Here is a 16,782-nt window from a genome sequence, read left to right as displayed (position 1 = left end):
AGGTGCGCTTCAGGCAAGAACCAGATCCTTGTCCTTGGCCGCAGCCTTGGTTTTTCCGGCCTTCTTGAGCTGCATGATTTCCTGCCACGACACCAGGCGCAGTTCGCCGCTGGGCTCTTCGACCAGCGCCGACAGGCTTTCCACCCAGTCGCCGTCGTTGCAGTAGGTGACGCCGCCGATGTCGCGGATTTCCGGCTTGTGGATGTGTCCGCAGATAACGCCGTCCAGGCCCTTCTTCCGGGCCTCGTCGGCCAGCGCGTCTTCGAACGAGGAGATGTAATTGACCGCGTTCTTGACCTTGGACTTCAGGTACTGCGAGAGCGACCAGTAAGGCAGCCCGGCACGCGCACGCCAGCTGTTGAACCACTGGTTGAACTTGAGGATCATGGTGTAGAGCGAATCGCCGACATACGCCAGCCACTTGGCGCAAGCGATGACGCCGTCGAAACGGTCGCCGTGCAGCACCAGCATGCGGCGGCCGTCGGCGGTGACGTGCACCAGCTCGTCGCGAATCTTGATGCCGCCGAAATCGAGGTCGATGAACTGGCGGATCACTTCATCATGGTTGCCCGGCACGAAGATGACGTTGGTGCCCTTCTTGGCTTTCTTGAGCACCGTCTGCACCACGTTGTTGTGGCTCTGCTCCCAGTACCAGCGGCGCTTCAACTGCCAGCCGTCGATGATGTCGCCGACCAGGTAGAGCGTGTCGGATTCGGTGGCACGCAGGAACTCCAGCAGGCGCTCGGCCTGGCAGCCCGTGGTACCGAGGTGGATGTCGGAAATCCAGATAGTGCGAAAGCGCAGCGGACCGCGCTTTTCATCACCATCGGCCGCATCGCCGAACAGGCCGTGGGCATCGTCCATGAACTGTTCGCGTGGCTTCATGCGGTCCTCGTTTCCTTCAGGTAGTGGCGGGCGTAGCGGTTGTCCAGCTTGGACAGCGGCAACAGAAGGAAGAAGTCGGCCGAGTGGAAATCAGGGTCCCATGCCGGTTCGCCACATACCCATGCGCCGCTGCGCAGGTAGCCCCTGAGCAGGGGCGGCACTTGCGGCTCGTGGCCGGACTCGCGCTCTTCGATCGGGAACGGCAGGTGCGGCGCCACGCGGTAGTCGGGCGGCGCCATGTTCTTTTCGGCGAACGCGTGGTACAGCGCGGCGGCATTGTGGCCGCCATCGGCCAGGCTCACGCTGGCGCAGCCCATCAGGTATTCGCAGCGCTCCTTGCGCATGTAGGCGGCAAGGCCGGCCCACAGCATCATGATCACGCCGCCACTACGGTAGTCGGGGTGGATGCATGCACGGCCGGCTTCGGCGATCACGCCGCGGATGTTGTCCAGGCGCGAGAGGTCGAATTCCTGCTCCGAGTAGAACTTGCCGGCGCGGCGTGCGCCATGCGGGCTGAGCACGCGGTAGGTGCCGACCACGCTCAGGGTCTTGGAGTCGCGCACGATCAGGTGGTCGCAGTAGTTGTCGAACTCATCCTTGTCGAGGCCTTCGGCGTTGGCGAGCGCCGACAGGTTCATGGCTTCGATAAAGACTTTGTAACGCAAGCGCTGCACTTCACGCACTTCTTCCGGGGTGCTCGCGAGGCTCAAGCTCAGCTTGGAGAAACTCGGATTGGCATCGGCAGGAATGGTAAGCAGTCTCATGCATCGTCCTTTATAGGTCATGGGATAACGCTGCACAGACTAACGATTGATTATTTCAGCCACATGACGCATGCAACAACTTTGGCGGCGCAACAACATCGCCGCGCGCGGCGTTACAATTGCATGACAAAGACGGCGCGGGAGACCCGGGAAGAATGGCATTGGATGCCTGAAACCTGCGTGCCGTCCGGGCTTCGGAGATACAGGAAAGCGCCGGGACGCGGATGCGAGCCCCTGAACTTTGCGGCACAGGCCTCATCGAACCGGACATCGTGTCCGGCGCCTCCATGGCAAGCTGCGCGCGCCAATGGCCGTGCAGGAGTTTCTCCGGCCTCGTTGACTGCCGGCATCCGCGCCGCCACAGGCGCGACTGTCAGCACGATGTCAGTTTCGTTTCGCATGTTCATCAACTCGAACCATAAAAGGAAACATATGCTACTCAAGGATAAAGTCGCCCTGATCACAGGTTCGGCCAGCGGCATCGGCAAGGAGATCGCCCAGGAATACGCCAGGCAAGGCGCCAAGGTCGTGATCGCCGACCTCGCGCTGGACGCCGCCCGCGCCGCCGCCGATGACATCACCAAGGCCGGCGGCACCGCCATGGCCGTGGCCATGAACGTCACCGACGAGGCGCAAGTCAACAAAGGCGTGGAAGACGCCGTCAACGCCTTCGGCGGACTGGACGTATTGATCAGCAATGCCGGCATCCAGATCATCAGCCCGGTGGTCGACCTCTCGCTCGACAACTGGCGCAAGATGCTGGCCATCCACCTGGACGGCGCATTCCTGACCACGCGCGCGGCGATGAAGGCCATGGTCAAGCAAGGCCGCGGCGGTTCGATTATCTATATGGGCTCGGTGCATTCGCACGAGGCTTCGCCGCTGAAGGCGCCTTATGTCACCGCCAAGCACGGCCTGCTGGGCCTGGCCAAGGTAGTGGCCAAGGAAGGCGCCAAGGACAAGATCCGCTCCAACGTCATCTGTCCCGGTTTCGTGCGCACCCCGCTGGTGGAAAAGCAGATCCCCGAACAGGCCAAGGAATTCGGCATCAGCGAAGACGACGTGGTCAAGAAGATCATGCTCAAGGACACCGTGGACGGCGAATTCACCACCACCCAGGACGTGGCGCAGACAGCTGTGTTCCTGGCCGCCTTCCCGACCAACGCGCTGACCGGCCAGTCGGTCGTGGTCAGCCACGGCTGGTATATGCAATAAGGAAGCCCTTTGTTCCAACAAAAAACCGCCCCGAAGGGCGGTTTTTTTACGCGTAGAGGACGCTCATCAAACCAGTTCCGTCGACTGCGCCACACTACGCGCCATCGCCGCAGCCGCACCCAGGTAGTTGGCCGGATCGGTCAACTGCGCCAGCTTGTCCAAGCCCAGCTTGGCGACGATTTCCTGGTGGCGCGACAGAACCGCCAGCAGGGTCTCGCCCTCCTCGATGGCCTCCTTGCAAGCCTCATAGACCACATCGTGAGCATGCTGGCGGCCGATGGCCTGCGCCAGTCCCATCATTACGGCTTCGGCCACGATCAGGCCGCCCGTCAGGTCGAGGTTGCGGCGCATGCGCTTGGCATCCACGGTCAGGCCGCTCAGCATGAAATGCGCCTGATGCAACGAACCCGCCGCCAGCAGGAAGCTCTCCGGCACTGCGCTCCACTCCAGGTGCCAGGGACCGGTGGCGCGTTCGAAATCGTGCATCAGCGCGTCCAGCATCAGCGCCGCACGCTCACGCAGCATCTTGGCGGCGGCGAACATCAGCTCGCTGGAAATCGGATTGCGTTTCTGCGGCATGGTCGACGACGCACCGCGGCCGGGCACGAAAGGCTCGGCCAGCTCACCGAATTCGGAGGCGCACATCATCATCACATCCATCGCGATCTTGCCCAGCGAACCGCCGATGGCGGCCAGCGTGGAGACGATCTCGGCCAGGCCGTCGCGCGCCACATGCCAGGTAATGGAGGGATTGGACAAACCCAGTTCGGCGGCAAAGGCCGCGCGCACCTTCAAGCCCTCGTCCCCCTCGCCCAATGACGCCAGCGTGCCGGCGGCGCCGCCGAATTCCACCATCTGCGCACGCGGCTTCAACTGCTGCAGGCGCTCGGCATGGCGGTTCAGCGCCGACAGCCAGACCGCACAGCGAAAGCCGAAGGTCACCGGCAGGGCATGCTGCAGGTGAGTACGGCCGGCGGTGACGGTGTCGGCATGTTCGACCGCCAGTTTCTTCAGCGCACCGCGCACGGCGTCGAGCTGGGTTTCGATGATCGCCACGGCGCGCTTGCACTGGATCATGGTGGCGGTATCCATGATGTCCTGGGTAGTCGCCCCCCAATGCACGTAACGGCCGGCTTCGCCGCATTGCGCGCTGATCTGCTTGACGATGGGCAGGATGGGATAACCGACGATCTCGGTCTCGGCGCGTAACTGGTCAATGTCCAGCTTGTCATAGGAAGACAGCGCGGTGATCTCCCGCGCCGCCTCGGCCGGGATCACACCAACCTTGGCCTGGGCTCGCGCCAGCGCGGTCTCGGCATCGATGCAGGCAGTGATGTAGGCGCGATCCTCGAACACCGCGCGCATCGCCTCGGTGCCGAACATGTCGCGGAAAAGGGAAGAATCAAAAACGGTGGTTGCCATGTCTGTGTCCTGTTTTGTTTTCCATGCCCGTGGCGCATGAATATTATGTACGTACTTATTATAAGTTCGAACATAATAAAGAGAGCAGGAAGAGATGTCAACGGACCGGGGTTGTGTGTGCAGTTGAACGTGGCTGGGGTTGTACGAATGTTAAAGACGATTGCGCATGCGCTGCTCCATCAATGAACCAGGGGCAGGCTTAAGCACGCGCTTTGCGGCTATTCAGCTCGAATGCATTTCAACGCGACGCCGGAACACCAAACAAAAAGGAGTGAAACGGCAAAGGAGGGGAAAACGAAGGAAGGAAGGAAGGAAGGAAGAGAGGAAAGCACAGAAGCAAGAGGCCCGGCTCACCGTACTCAACGCTTCAAATTCAGCGCGTAGGTAAACCGGTCAGCCGGAAAAACACTCACCGTCACCTCAAACACCTCGCCATCCTGGTCAAGGTAATGCCGGGTAATCTCCAGCGCATGCGAATCCGCCTCTACCCCCAGCGCCTCGGCAAAGCGCTCAGGCACGCCTACCGCCCGGATCTCCTGCTGCAGCTCCGACACCACACGCCCATACTTCTCTTCCACCGCCTCGCAGATCAGCCCGGTGCTCTTGCGCAACTGGCGACGAATGCCTGAAGCGACGGAATGGTCGAGATAGACGTCGGTCCAGCAGATAGGCGCGTCCGGCTTGGCCGGATCGACCCGCAGCATGGCCGCGCGCAACCAGCGATGGCCGGCCGCGCAGCGCAACTGAGCCGATAGCGCGGCGTCGCTCTCGATCTCGTCGATGCCCTGGATACGGCGCTCGGTCACGGCCGCGAACTGCACCAGGTCTTCGACATTCGAAATGGATTGCTCGAAGGGACGCTGCGGCTTCAAGGCCTCGATGCGAATGCCCGCGCGCTTGCGGCGCGAGATCAGGCCCAGGTCCTGCACCATCTGCAATGCCGAGCGTACGGTCGAGCGGCTCACGCCGTATTGCGCCGACAGTTCGATCTCACTGGGAAGGGCTGCGCCGATGCCGAGTTTTCCGGTGGAAATTTCATCGATGAGCTGCTGGGCAAGCTCGGCGTAGCGCGGTTGCATAGGGTCTTGGGCGATTGGCTGGGAACCACGCCATGGTAGCCGCTGCGCCTTTATTTGCCAAGCGGACACACCCGGCGCATTTCCGGAAGAACTGCGCGGCCGCGGTTGACGCTCTCGAAAAAAGGCAATATAGTCCGAACATATTATAAAGTCCGTACATATTAACCAGACTAGGAGGCAGCATGTCAGCAACACCCACCACCGGCGACGCGCCGGTCGGCCAATCCAAACCGGTGCAGCGCAAGCCTTGGTACTACCGGCTGGGCCCGCAGATCTTCGTCGGCATCACGCTCGGCATTGCGCTGGGTTTCATCGCACCCAAGGCAGCCATCCCGATGAAAGTGCTGGGCGACATCTTCCTCAACCTGATCAAGACCATCGTGGCGCCCCTGGTCTTCCTCAACGTGGTGCTGGGCATCGCTGCCGCCGGCGACCTCAAGAGCGTGGGCCGCATTGGCCTGCGCGCCCTGCTCTACTTCGAGATCGTCTCTACCATCATCCTGGTGATTGCCATGGTGATCGCCAATCTCTCCGGTGTGGGTACCGACCTGCACCTGGTGCCTGACGCTGCCGAGGCCGCCGCCGGCACGGCCAAGTACGCCAAGTCGGGCACCACCTTCTCGCAGTTCCTGCTGTCGATGTTCCCGCATAGCTTCTTCGGCGCCTTCGCCGATGGCGCGCTGCTGCAGATCCTGGTGATCGCAGTGCTGTTCGGCGCCGCCGTGCTGGCCCTCAAGCCGCAACAGCGCAATGGCGTGGAAGCCGCACTGCACGGCATGTCGGACTGCTTCTTCAAGCTCACCGACATGATCATGAAGCTGGCTCCGATCGGCGCCTTCGGTTCGATCGCCTTCGCCATCGGCAACAGCGGCATGTCGGCCATCCTCTCGCTGGGCTATCTGCTGCTGGTGATGTACGCGACGCTGGCGCTGATGATCGTGGTCGTCATGGGCATCATCATGCGGCTGTACGGCTTCAATATTTTCCTGTTCCTGCGCTACTTCAAGGATGAGATCGTGCTGCTGTTCGCCACCGCCTCGTCCGAAAGCGCCCTGCCCAGCCTGATCGACAAGCTGCAGAAACTCGGCTGCTCCAAGCAGTCGGTCGGCCTGGTGCTGCCTACCGGCTACGCCTTCAACCTCGACGGCACCGCGGTCTACATGTCGCTGTGCGTACTGTTCCTGGCCAATGCCTACGGCATCAACCTGACCTTCGAACACCAGTTGGGCATCATCGCGCTGATGATGATCACCTCCAAGGGCGCAGCCACTGTCTCGGGCGGTACCTTCATCGTGTTCGCCGCCACCGTTACCGCCGCCGGCGTGCTGCCGGTGGAGGGCCTGCCGCTGCTGCTGGGCATCAACCGCCTGACCTCGCAAGCGGTGTGCATCTGTAACGCCTTGGGTAACGCGGTGGCCACCATGGTGGTGTCCAAGGTCTGCGGCGAGTTCGATTCCGCGCCGATGCGCGCCGAATACGCCCGTGTACTGGGGCGCCCCGCCAACGCGTCAATCTGATCGCCCCTTATTCCAGAAGAAAGAACGTCATGAGAATTACCGATATCCGCGACCTCGCCGTCAAGATGGAAGGCAACGTCGCCAATGCTTTCGTCAGCTTTGCCGAACACGACATCTCGCTGGTGGCGCTGGTCAGCGACGTGGTGCGCGACGGCAAACCGCTGGTGGGCTACGCCTTCGACTCCATCGGCCGCTTCGCCCAGTCCGGCATCCTGCGCGACCGCATGATCCCGCGCCTGCGCCGCGCAGCGCCTGAGTCGCTGCTGTCAGGCGACGGCAAGCTGTTCGACCCGGCCAAGGTGCTGCAGACCATCATGCGCAACGAGAAGCCGGCCGGCCACGGCGACCGCGCCGCCGCCGCCGCCGCCATCGAACTGGCCGTGTGGGACTTGAACGCCAAGATTCTTGATGTGCCTGCGCACGTGCTGATCTCGCGGGCCTTCGGCGGACGCGGCAAGGCCGACGGTATCGAGGTCTATGCTGCCGGCGGCTACTACTACGCCAACGAAAGCGGCGCGACGCTCAAGGATGAATTGCAGTCCTACGCCGACATGGGTTTCTCCAGCTTCAAGATGAAGATCGGCGGCGCGTCGCTGAAGGAAGACATCGCCCGCATCGAATCCGCACTGACCGTGGTCGACGGCGACGGCAGCCGACTGGCGGTGGACGCCAACGGCCGCTTCGACCTGAAGACCGCGCTGGCCTACGCCGAAGCGATCGCGCCGTACCAGCTGCGCTGGTTTGAAGAGATCGGCGACCCGCTGGACTACGACCTGAACCGCCGCGTAGCCGAGGCCTACCCGAGCCGCATCGCCACCGGCGAGAACCTGTTCTCGGCACAGGACATCAAGAACCTGGCCCTGTACGGCGGCATGCGCCGTGGGCTGGATTATTTCCAGATGGATCCGGGCCTGTCCTACGGGCTGACCGAATTCGCGCACGCGGTGGCAGTCCTGGAAGAACAGGGGTACGAGCGCAGCCAGGTGCATCCGCATGGCGGCCACATGATCAACCTGCACATTGCCGCCGGGCTGGGCCTGGGCGGCTGTGAAGCCTATCCGGGCGTGTTCCAGCCCTTCGGCGGCTATGCGCCGGAATGCTCGCTGGGCGGCGGCATGGTGCATCCGACGCAGGCGCCGGGCTTCGGACTGGAGCAGAAGCGCGAACTGGCGCCGTGGCTGGAGAAGATCATCGGCTGAGGCAATCCTGCAGCAGACGACAGCGGGCCCCGATCAATGTCGCGGCCCGCTGTCTTTTTCCGTCCGGCCCCGCATCGGCTATCATGGCGGCATCCCAATCGCAGCGCCGCCTGTTGCCATGGCAACGAAATCCTCCTCCTTCACCGCCGATATCCACCTGCGTAGCTACCGCGACGAACCGCTGGCGCACAGCCACGACTTTCCGCAACTGGTTCTGCCCCTGTCCGGCCGGCTGGCACTCGATATCGCCGGACGCCAGGGACTGGCCGATACCGCCACCGGCGCCTTCGTTGAACCGGGCGCCACGCATGCGACCAGCGCGGAGGGCACCAACCGCTCACTGATCCTGGACCTGACGCCGGCCATGATGGGTACGCAGATGATGGAACAACTGGCGCTGCGCCCCTTCATGCCGCTGTCGCAAGCGGCCGGCAAGCTGGTGGAGTTCATGGCGCTGATACTGGAACAGCAGCAGAAGATGGCGTCGGCGCAATTGCAGCATTGGATACCGCTGCTGCTGGATACGCTGGCGCTGGCGGCGCCGCGCGTGCATTCGCGGCTGCATGCATTGATGGCGAAGATCGAAGCCGATCCCGGCCTGCCGTGGTCGGTGGCCGACATGGCATCGGCTGCGGCAATCAGCCCCAGCCGCCTGCATGAATGGTTCCAGCAGGAAACCGGCACATCACCCCGCGCCTGGCTGGCCGAAGTGCGCGTGCGCCGCGCCTGCGAACTGCTGCACGCGAGCACCCTGCCCTTGCCCGATATCGCACTGCGCTGTGGCTACAGCGACCAGAGCGCCCTCTCCAACGCCATGCGCAAGCTGCGCGACACCACGCCCGCGGCCTACCGGCGTGCGGCACGCGCTGCGACCGCCTAAGCCCTGGAGCGCTTCCATCGACGCTCACAAAAAAGCGGCGCATCCTTTTTCGATGCGCCGCTTTTCTTCTTCACAGGGAAGCCCGGTTCCGGCTTCCCCACACCTCATATCACTTCACATCACTTCAAGTCGAAGCGGTCCAGGTTCATCACCTTGGTCCATGCCGCCACGAAGTCCTGCACGAACTTCGCCTTGGCATCGGCGACGGCATAAACTTCAGCCAGGGCGCGCAGCACCGAATGCGAACCGAACACCAGGTCGACCCGCGAACCGCTCCACTTCACGGCACCGGTCTTGCGGTCGCGCCCTTCGAACTCGGTTGCTTCCGGCGAAGTCGCTTTCCACTCGGTGCCCATGTCCAGCAGGTTGACGAAGAAGTCGTTGCTGAGCACGCCCGGACGCTGCGTGAAGACACCGTTCTTGCTGCCGCCGGCATTGGCGCCCAGGACGCGCAGGCCACCCACCAGCACCGTCATCTCCGGCGCGGTCAGCGTCAGCAACTGTGCCTTGTCGATCAGCAGGTCTTCGGCGCGCACCGCGAAGGGTTTCTTCAGGAAGTTGCGGAAGCCGTCATAGATAGGCTCCAGCGGTTCGAACGATGCGACATCGGTTTGCGCCTCGGTCGCGTCGGTACGGCCGGGGGCAAAGGGGACAGTGATGTCTTGCCCGGCATCCTTGGCGGCTTTTTCGACCGCAGCACTACCGGCCAGCACGATCAGGTCCGCCAGCGATACCTTCTTGCCGCCCTGTGCATTGAATTCGGCCTGGATGGTTTCCAGCGCCTTCAATACCTTGGCCAATTGCTGCGGCTGGTTCACGACCCAGTCCTTCTGCGGCGCCAGGCGGATGCGCGCACCGTTGGCGCCGCCGCGCTTGTCGCCACCGCGGAAAGTCGAGGCCGAGGCCCAAGCGGTGGACACCAGTTCGGACACGCTCAGGCCCGATGCCAGCACCTTGGCCTTCAGCGCCGCCACATCCTGCTCGCCGATCGGCGCATGGTCTGCCTTGGGCAGCGGATCTTGCCAGATCAGTTCCTCAGCAGGCACTTCAGGGCCAAGGTAGCGGGCGCGCGGGCCCATGTCGCGGTGGGTCAGCTTGAACCAGGCGCGTGCGAAGACTTCGGCGAACTGATCCGGGTTCTCGTAGAAACGGCGCGAAATCTTTTCATACGCCGGGTCCAGACGCAGCGACAGGTCGGTGGTCAGCATGGTCGGCAGGCGCTTTCCGTTGCCCTGCGGGTCAGGGATATCCGCTTGCGCCCCTTTGGCGACCCACTGGTGTGCACCGGCCGGGCTCTTGGTCAGCTCCCATTCGTACTTGAACAGGTTCTCGAAGAAGTAGTTGCTCCACTTGGTCGGGGTCTGGGTCCAGGTCACTTCCAGGCCGCTGGTGATGGCGTCCTTGCCCACGCCGCTGCCGAAGCTGCTCTTCCAGCCCAGGCCCTGCTGTTCCAGGCCTGCACTTTCCGGTTCGCTGCCGACGTTCTTGGCGTCGCCCGCGCCGTGAGTCTTGCCGAAGGTGTGGCCGCCTGCGATCAGGGCCACGGTTTCTTCGTCGTCCATCGCCATGCGGGCGAAGGTTTCGCGGATGTCATGCGCGGCGGCCACCGGATCGGGCTTGCCTTCCGGGCCTTCCGGGTTGACGTAGATCAGGCCCATCTGGACGGCTGCCAGCGGGTTTTCCAGGTTGCGGCCGGGAGCGCCCTTGCCGTAACGTTCATCGCCACCCAGCCAGGTGGTCTCGGTACCCCAGTAGACATCGAGGTCCGGTTCCCATACGTCTTCGCGGCCGCCGGCGAAGCCGAAGGTCTTGAAGCCCATGGTTTCCAGCGCGACGTTGCCGGTCAGGATCAGCAGGTCGGCCCAGGAGATCTTGTTGCCGTATTTCTGCTTGATCGGCCACAGCAGGCGGCGCGCCTTGTCCAGGCTGACGTTGTCGGGCCAGCTGTTCAGCGGTGCGAAACGCTGCTGGCCGCGCCCGGCGCCGCCGCGGCCGTCGCCGATGCGGTAGGTGCCGGCACTGTGCCAGGCCATGCGGATGAACAGCGGACCGTAGTGGCCGAAATCGGCCGGCCACCAGTCCTGCGAATCGGTCATCAACTGGGCCAGGTCTTTCTTCACCGCGGCCAGGTCGAGACTCTTGAATGCTTCTGCGTAATCGAAGCCGGCTCCCATGGGATTGGACTTCGACGAATGCTGAGCCAGCAGATCCAGACGCAACTGTTTCGGCCACCAGTCGCGGTTGGTGGTGCCGCCACCGGCGGTGTGGTTGAAGGGGCACTTCGCTTCGTTTGACATTGCGATCTTCTCCTCTTAATCGACCCAACGAGAGTCACCATACCCGGACCAGGATACGGGCATGTTTCGGATGGTTGCGCTGCGTAGCGGACTGATGATCCCGCTACGCGCGGCCACTCTTTCGGACGAATGCTGGCTGCGTAATGCGACGGCTTGATGACGTCGCCGATTCCGTTGCCTTTACTTTCGCCGCGTCCTGGTCAGTTGTTCAATAGAGCGATCAATATAAAGCATTAAAACTTATAAGTTGATTGTCTTTTTCTATAGACGCATTCAAACATTCCAATCTCCTCCTTCACTGCACTATCCACCCCCAGTGTATTCTGCACGCCATGGATTCGCTAATCTCCGCTGCCGCGCGCGCTTTGGCCATCGGCGATGCACTTGGCGCATTAAAACGTGTCGCCCTGCGTGAAGACCCGCCGGCGCTGGCGTTGCGCGGCATCGCCATGGCCCAGCTGGGCGAACATTCACTCTCCCGCACTTTGCTTCGGCGGGCCGCGCGCGGTTTCGGTTCCCGCGAAGAACTGGCGCGCGCCCGCTGTGTCGTGGCGGAGGCCGAAGTGGCGCTGGCCGAGCGCGACTTCACCGGCTCGCCGCGCTCGCTCAATAGTGCACTGGCCACGCTTGAAGCCCATGCCGACCGGGCCAACGCATTGCAGGCGCGGCTGGTCGCCGCCCGCCAATTGCTGCTGCTGGGCCAGTTGCAGCAAGCCGAGGCAATGCTGGCGCTGCTCGATCCCCAAGGGTTGCCGCCGCCGCTGGCGGCACTGGCCGCCCTGCTACACGCCGAGCTTGCCTTGCGTTCGTGGCGCATCCAGGATGCGCGAGCAGCATTTGCGCAAGCGCAGGATGCGGCGGCACGCTCGGGTATTCCCGCACTGTCGGCAGAAGTGGCGGAAGCGCGCACCGCGCTGGAACGTCCGGCGGCCAGACAGCTCGCCCCGTGGGGCGAACAAGCCTTGCGCATCGATGAGGTGGCTGCCCTGGTCGCTTCGGACGCGCTGGTGGTCGACGCCTGCCGCCGCAGCCTTGGCATCGGCCCCGTCCAACAGTCGCTGGCGCGCCGCCCGGTGTTATTCGCCCTGGCGCACGCGCTGGCAGCAGCGTGGCCCGGCGACGTCACGCGCGAAACCTTGATCGAACGCGCCTTCCACACACGCACCCCGAACGAGACGCACCGCGCCCGCCTGCGGGTAGAAATCGGCCGGTTGCGTGCACTCGCCAAAGGGCTGGCGCGCATCGATGCCACGCCCCAAGGCTTTGCCTTCCATCCCGAGAACCAACGCCAACTCGTGCTGCTCGCTCCGCCCTTCGACGGCGGCCAGGCCGAGCTATTGGCGCTGCTGTCGGATGGCGCGGCCTGGTCGACTTCGGCATTGGCGCTGGCCCTTGGCACCAGCCAGCGCACCGTGCAACGCTCCCTGGCCGAGCTGGAAGCAGAACAGCGCGTGCGCTCCATCGGCCGCGCACGCACCCAGCGCTGGCTGGCGCCGCCACTGGCGGGATTCACGACAATCTTGTTACTCCCCGCTACGCTGGCCATCGGATAAAGTACTTTCACGGCGCCGATACACAGCGCAGATAGAGAAAACCGAGAACGAGGAGCGACGATGAACAGCAAGGCAAAATCCCCAGTCACCACACAACCCGCCGAGATCGTGCGCGAATACGGCCCCTTCCCCGGTGTTGCCGCCGTGAATGGCGTCACCTGGGACGGCAGCCGCATCTGGGCCGCTACCGGCGCCAGGCTAATTGCCATCGATCCTGGCACCGGCGAGCCGGGACGCGCGCTGGAATGCCCCTGCGACGCCGGCACCGCCTTCGATGGCACCTACCTCTACCAGATCGCCGAACAGCGCATCGACAAGATCGACCCGGCCAGCGGCGCCGTGGTGGCCTCCATCCCCGCACCCGGCAACGGTTGCGATTCCGGCCTGACCTGGGCCGAAGGCAGCCTGTGGGTAGGCCAGTACCGCGACCGCAAGATCCACCGCATCGATCCTGAAACCGGCGCCATCCAGCGCACCATCGAATCCAAACGCTTTGTCACCGGCGTGACCTGGGTTGACGGCCAACTGTGGCACGGCACCTGGGAAGGCGACGAGAGCGGCATCCGCCGCATCGATCCCGATAACGGCGAGATGCTGGTGGAATTGCGCATGCCGCCCGGCATCGGCGTGAGCGGACTCGAATCGGACGGCGCCGGCCTCTTCTACTGCGGCGGCGGCGACAGCGGCAAGCTACGCGTGGTGCGCCAGCCGAAGTAAACGGCGGCGGGCATCCCCGCCCGCCGCCGTACCCCAACCCTCATTGAACAACACACTATGCATGGCCTCACCGGCCAGGGAGCACATCATGGATATCGCCCATCACCCTATCGTCTCTTCCGAACAATGGCTGGACGCGCGCAAGGCATTGCTGGCACGCGAAAAGGAGGCCATGCGCCTCGCCGACCAGCTGGCCGCCGAACGCCGGTCATTGCCATGGGAACGTGTAGAAAAGGACTACACCTTCGATACCGCCAAGGGTCCGCGCAAGCTGGCCGAACTGTTCGGCGGCCGCCGCCAGTTGCTGGTCCAGCATTTCATGCTGGGGCCGGGCTGGGAGCAAGGCTGCCCAAGCTGCTCTTTCATGGCCGACCACAGCGATGGCATGAATGTGCACCTGGCCCAGCGCGACATCACGCTGCTTGCTATCTCGCGCGCGCCCCTGGACGAGATCGAACGCTTCCGCCGCCGCATGGGCTGGCGCTTCGACTGGGTCTCTTCCCATGGCAGCGATTTCAACGCGGACTTCGGGGTCAGTTTCACGCCGGAAGAACTGGCCGGCGGCGAAGTCGACTACAACTATGACCGCCGCTTTTTCCCTGCCTCGGAAGCACCCGGCATCAGCGTCTTTGTGCGCGTCGATGCAGGACAGGTCTTCCACACGTATTCCACCTACGGCCGCGGCGTGGAAGTGATGATGGGCGCCTACCGCATGATGGACTTGACGCCCAACGGCCGCGGCGAGCGCGACGTGCCGCACAAGATGGAATGGGTGCGCCACCACGACCGCTACGAGTCCGATGGCAGCGGGGCCGGGGCGCCCTCATGCTGCCACGCGCGCGGCTAGAACGTGGGGGCACCATGTCGGGCACCTGGTTTTGGATTGCCTTGGCCGGCAGCGGTGCGCTGCACGGGCTGAACCCGGCCAGCGGCTGGTTCTTCGCGGCCATCGGCCCGGGCCAACGCTGGCAGGCCTTGCGCAGCCTGCTGCCCATCGCGCTTGGGCACATCGCGGCGCTTGGCCTGTCGGCGGCATCGGTGGCCTACGGGACGATGCCTGAACGCAACCTGTTGCAAGGCGCGACATGCTTGCTGCTGTTGCTGGCAGCAGCGATGCATCTGCGGCCCGGCCCCTGCTCCAAAATGCGAATCCCCATCGGTTGCGCCGGGCTGGCGCTGTGGCCGTTGGCGGTGCCGGGCATGCATGGCGCAAGTTTGATGCTGCCCCTCTCGATGCCCTTATGCGGCGATACCGCCGCATCCGGCACCCTGGCACACGCTGCGGCAGCCATCCTCATCCACACTGCCGCGATGCTGCTGTCCGCCGGAACCGCCGCCTACCTGGCCTGCCACGGCAAACGGCTGGTGCGAAACCTGTGCGCCGGCGCCCGGAACCCTATTCCTCTTCCCCGCAAAAAAACACGAGCCGATCCGCACCATCAGGTCAACCGTAATGCTTCTGGATCGTTGTTGGAACGCCCCATCCCCCTTGATGGGAGCCACTGTTACCCAATCCACAACGCCACCATGACGGAAGCTACAGAAGACCTCGAAAAAGCCGAGCACGCACATGCCTCCGGCAACAAGAAACTGGCCCTGCTCATCGCGGTTCTCGCGCTGGTGCTGGCCGTCACCGAAACCATTTCCAAGTCTTACCAGACCGAAGTCATCCTGAAACACCAGGAGGCCTCCAACCTGTGGGCGTTCTTCCAGGCCAAGTCGGTGCGCGGCAATGCAGCGCAACTGGCCAAGAGCCAATTAGTCTTGCTGGGCAACGCCAAGGACGAGCGCATCACGGCCGCCATCGCCAAGCTCGATGAGACGATTGCCCATTACGACGACGATGAAAAGACCGGCGAAGGCAAGAAGCAGTTGTCCCACAAGGCCAGGGCGGCCGAACATGAAGCCCACGTCTACATGGAGAAATACGAGAAGATGGAAATGGCCGCCGGCATGCTGCAAGTGGCCATTGTGCTGGCCTCGGCCACCATCATCACCGGCGTGGGAATGCTGGTTTACCTGTCGATGGGCATTGGCGTGGTGTCGCTGGCGTTCATCGGTGCGGGATTGTTCTCTACGATATAAGAGCCTGTTCAACGCCTTATCGGCAAGCGGTTCAACCTCCCTCTGGACGTTGAACCGCTTGTGGCATCGTCGCCAGGGCGACGATTTCCCAAATTCTCCGTAGTTTGCGCCAAGCCATTTCCTGCCTGCCAAGGCATACTGCGAAGCTCGCAGTCTTCATGGCAATGTTTTCCGATGAGTTCCAATACGATCTTGCGCGGCATCCTGTTCGGCGCACTGGCCGGCGCGGCCTGGGGACTGGTGTTCCTGGCGCCCGAGCTGACCCGCGAATTTTCTCCCTGGCAGCTGTCCGCCGGGCGCTACCTGGCCTACGGCGCGTTCGCCGCGATCCTGATTGCGCCGCGTTTGCGCAGTGTGGCCAGCCGCCTGGGCGCGCCCGAATGGTGGGCGCTGGTGTGGCTAAGCCTGCTGGGCAATGTGATCTATTACGTGTTCCTGTCCAGCGCTGTGCAGTTGGGCGGCATGGCCATGACATCGCTGGTGATCGGCTTTCTGCCGGTAGCGGTGACCATCATCGGCAGCCGTGGCCACGGTGCGGTGCCGATCCGCAAACTGGCGCCCTCGCTGGCGCTGGGCCTGGCCGGCATCGCCTGCGTGGCGTGGCAATCGCTGTCTGCCGGGCGCTCGGCAGCCGACAGTTCCCAGCAAATCATCGGTTTCTTTTGTGCGCTCGGCGCGCTGGTATCGTGGACCACTTACGCCGTCGGCAACAGCCGCTGGCTGGCACGGCTGCACGATATCTCGGCGCATGACTGGAGCTTGCTGACCGGGTTGGTGACGGGGCTGCTGTCGGTATTCATGGCGCTGCCAGCTTTTACACTGCTGCTGGAACCCCATTCGCATGCTGAATGGGGACGTTTCTTCGCCGTCTCGGCCGGCGTGGCGATTGTCGCTTCGCTGTTCGGCAATGCCTGCTGGAACAAGGCCAGCCGCCTGCTGCCGCTGACCATGATCGGGCAGATGATCCTGTTCGAAACCTTGTTTGCCCTGCTCTATGGATTCCTGTGGGAGCGCCGTCTGCCGACCTTGCTGGAAACGGCGGCCATGGTGCTGGTGACGGCCAGCGTGCTGCTGTGCGTGTCAGCGCATCGGGTGGTGGATGAGGGTGGTGGGCATTAAATAATTGCCGGAACTTCAGCGGCCGTTGAACGACGCGGGGTCCTGATTTT

Annotated in this window: 14 protein-coding genes; 9 read left to right on the top strand and 5 right to left on the bottom strand. The window is 63.4% G+C overall.

What is annotated here, in order from left to right; all coding sequences use genetic code 11:
- Positions 1–9 precede the first annotated feature (9 nt).
- Positions 10–885, bottom strand: coding sequence for a UDP-2,3-diacylglucosamine diphosphatase (locus AKL28_RS12365; protein WP_050468443.1), 876 nt, complete (start codon positions 883–885; stop codon positions 10–12).
- Entirely contained in the window at positions 882–1,649 is a 768-nt protein-coding gene (locus tag AKL28_RS12360; RefSeq protein ID WP_050468442.1) for a GNAT family N-acetyltransferase, read from the bottom strand. Before AKL28_RS12360 ends, AKL28_RS12365 begins: the two co-directional genes overlap by 4 nt.
- A gap of 432 nt (positions 1,650–2,081) precedes the next feature.
- On the opposite strand from AKL28_RS12360, the gene AKL28_RS12355 reads away from it, so the two are divergent.
- Positions 2,082–2,864 carry a 3-hydroxybutyrate dehydrogenase gene (locus tag AKL28_RS12355; protein ID WP_050468441.1) on the top strand — a complete coding sequence of 261 codons (783 nt, stop codon included), beginning with the start codon at positions 2,082–2,084 and terminating at the stop codon, positions 2,862–2,864.
- Between the two features lie 66 nt (positions 2,865–2,930).
- Here the strand turns inward: AKL28_RS12355 and AKL28_RS12350 are convergent, their stop codons facing one another.
- Positions 2,931–4,286, bottom strand: coding sequence for a class-II fumarase/aspartase family protein (locus AKL28_RS12350; RefSeq protein ID WP_050468440.1), 1,356 nt, complete (start codon positions 4,284–4,286; stop codon positions 2,931–2,933).
- Between the two features lie 359 nt (positions 4,287–4,645).
- Complete coding sequence (locus AKL28_RS12345) at positions 4,646–5,365, bottom strand: GntR family transcriptional regulator (protein ID WP_050468439.1); 720 nt, start codon at positions 5,363–5,365, stop codon at positions 4,646–4,648.
- 182 nt (positions 5,366–5,547) lie between these two features.
- Between AKL28_RS12345 and AKL28_RS12340 the strand changes: the two genes are divergently transcribed.
- The 3 genes from AKL28_RS12340 to AKL28_RS12330 all read left to right on the top strand — a co-directional run bounded on the left by AKL28_RS12340 (position 5,548) and on the right by AKL28_RS12330 (position 8,961).
- Complete coding sequence (locus tag AKL28_RS12340; protein ID WP_050468438.1) at positions 5,548–6,882, top strand: cation:dicarboxylate symporter family transporter; 1,335 nt, start codon at positions 5,548–5,550, stop codon at positions 6,880–6,882.
- A gap of 29 nt (positions 6,883–6,911) precedes the next feature.
- Positions 6,912–8,081, top strand: coding sequence for an enolase C-terminal domain-like protein (locus AKL28_RS12335; protein WP_050468437.1), 1,170 nt, complete (start codon positions 6,912–6,914; stop codon positions 8,079–8,081).
- A gap of 118 nt (positions 8,082–8,199) precedes the next feature.
- Entirely contained in the window at positions 8,200–8,961 is a 762-nt protein-coding gene (locus tag AKL28_RS12330; protein WP_050468436.1) for an AraC family transcriptional regulator, read from the top strand.
- Between the two features lie 119 nt (positions 8,962–9,080).
- On the opposite strand, the gene katG is transcribed toward AKL28_RS12330, so the two are convergent.
- A complete protein-coding gene (gene katG, locus AKL28_RS12325; RefSeq protein WP_050468435.1) occupies positions 9,081–11,258 on the bottom strand; it encodes a catalase/peroxidase HPI in 2,178 nt (725 codons plus the stop codon).
- Positions 11,259–11,590: 332 nt separating this feature from the next.
- Between katG and AKL28_RS12320 the strand changes: the two genes are divergently transcribed.
- From AKL28_RS12320 to AKL28_RS12300, 5 genes are all read left to right on the top strand, one after another.
- Positions 11,591–12,811 carry a hypothetical protein gene (locus AKL28_RS12320; RefSeq protein WP_050468434.1) on the top strand — a complete coding sequence of 407 codons (1,221 nt, stop codon included), beginning with the start codon at positions 11,591–11,593 and terminating at the stop codon, positions 12,809–12,811.
- 60 nt (positions 12,812–12,871) lie between these two features.
- Positions 12,872–13,528 carry an NHL repeat-containing protein gene (locus tag AKL28_RS12315; protein WP_050468433.1) on the top strand — a complete coding sequence of 219 codons (657 nt, stop codon included), beginning with the start codon at positions 12,872–12,874 and terminating at the stop codon, positions 13,526–13,528.
- Between the two features lie 88 nt (positions 13,529–13,616).
- On the top strand, positions 13,617–14,375 hold the full coding sequence (locus AKL28_RS12310) for a DUF899 domain-containing protein (RefSeq protein ID WP_231602413.1): 759 nt from the start codon (positions 13,617–13,619) through the stop codon (positions 14,373–14,375).
- 14 nt (positions 14,376–14,389) lie between these two features.
- A complete protein-coding gene (locus tag AKL28_RS25035; RefSeq protein WP_231602412.1) occupies positions 14,390–15,613 on the top strand; it encodes a DUF4337 domain-containing protein in 1,224 nt (407 codons plus the stop codon).
- 174 nt (positions 15,614–15,787) lie between these two features.
- Positions 15,788–16,732 carry a DMT family transporter gene (locus AKL28_RS12300; protein ID WP_050468431.1) on the top strand — a complete coding sequence of 315 codons (945 nt, stop codon included), beginning with the start codon at positions 15,788–15,790 and terminating at the stop codon, positions 16,730–16,732.
- The last annotated feature ends 50 nt before the right edge of the window (positions 16,733–16,782 follow it).

The organism is Herbaspirillum chlorophenolicum, from assembly GCF_001189955.1.
In the GTDB taxonomy this organism is placed as follows: Bacteria; Pseudomonadota; Gammaproteobacteria; order Burkholderiales; family Burkholderiaceae_D; genus Herbaspirillum; species Herbaspirillum chlorophenolicum.
This window is presented reverse-complemented; position numbering and strand designations above follow the sequence as displayed.

Excerpts from the sequence above, each read along its gene's own strand:
- AKL28_RS12365 (WP_050468443.1), bottom strand. The coding sequence starts at position 885 with ATGAAGCCACGCGAACAGTTCATGGACGATGCCCACGGCCTGTTCGGC.
- AKL28_RS12360 (WP_050468442.1), bottom strand. The coding sequence starts at position 1,649 with ATGAGACTGCTTACCATTCCTGCCGATGCCAATCCGAGTTTCTCCAAG.
- AKL28_RS12355 (WP_050468441.1), top strand. The coding sequence starts at position 2,082 with ATGCTACTCAAGGATAAAGTCGCCCTGATCACAGGTTCGGCCAGCGGC.
- AKL28_RS12350 (WP_050468440.1), bottom strand. The coding sequence starts at position 4,286 with ATGGCAACCACCGTTTTTGATTCTTCCCTTTTCCGCGACATGTTCGGC.
- AKL28_RS12345 (WP_050468439.1), bottom strand. The coding sequence starts at position 5,365 with ATGCAACCGCGCTACGCCGAGCTTGCCCAGCAGCTCATCGATGAAATT.
- AKL28_RS12340 (WP_050468438.1), top strand. The coding sequence starts at position 5,548 with ATGTCAGCAACACCCACCACCGGCGACGCGCCGGTCGGCCAATCCAAA.
- AKL28_RS12335 (WP_050468437.1), top strand. The coding sequence starts at position 6,912 with ATGAGAATTACCGATATCCGCGACCTCGCCGTCAAGATGGAAGGCAAC.
- AKL28_RS12330 (WP_050468436.1), top strand. The coding sequence starts at position 8,200 with ATGGCAACGAAATCCTCCTCCTTCACCGCCGATATCCACCTGCGTAGC.
- katG (WP_050468435.1), bottom strand. The coding sequence starts at position 11,258 with ATGTCAAACGAAGCGAAGTGCCCCTTCAACCACACCGCCGGTGGCGGC.
- AKL28_RS12320 (WP_050468434.1), top strand. The coding sequence starts at position 11,591 with ATGGATTCGCTAATCTCCGCTGCCGCGCGCGCTTTGGCCATCGGCGAT.
- AKL28_RS12315 (WP_050468433.1), top strand. The coding sequence starts at position 12,872 with ATGAACAGCAAGGCAAAATCCCCAGTCACCACACAACCCGCCGAGATC.
- AKL28_RS12310 (WP_231602413.1), top strand. The coding sequence starts at position 13,617 with ATGGATATCGCCCATCACCCTATCGTCTCTTCCGAACAATGGCTGGAC.
- AKL28_RS25035 (WP_231602412.1), top strand. The coding sequence starts at position 14,390 with ATGTCGGGCACCTGGTTTTGGATTGCCTTGGCCGGCAGCGGTGCGCTG.
- AKL28_RS12300 (WP_050468431.1), top strand. The coding sequence starts at position 15,788 with ATGAGTTCCAATACGATCTTGCGCGGCATCCTGTTCGGCGCACTGGCC.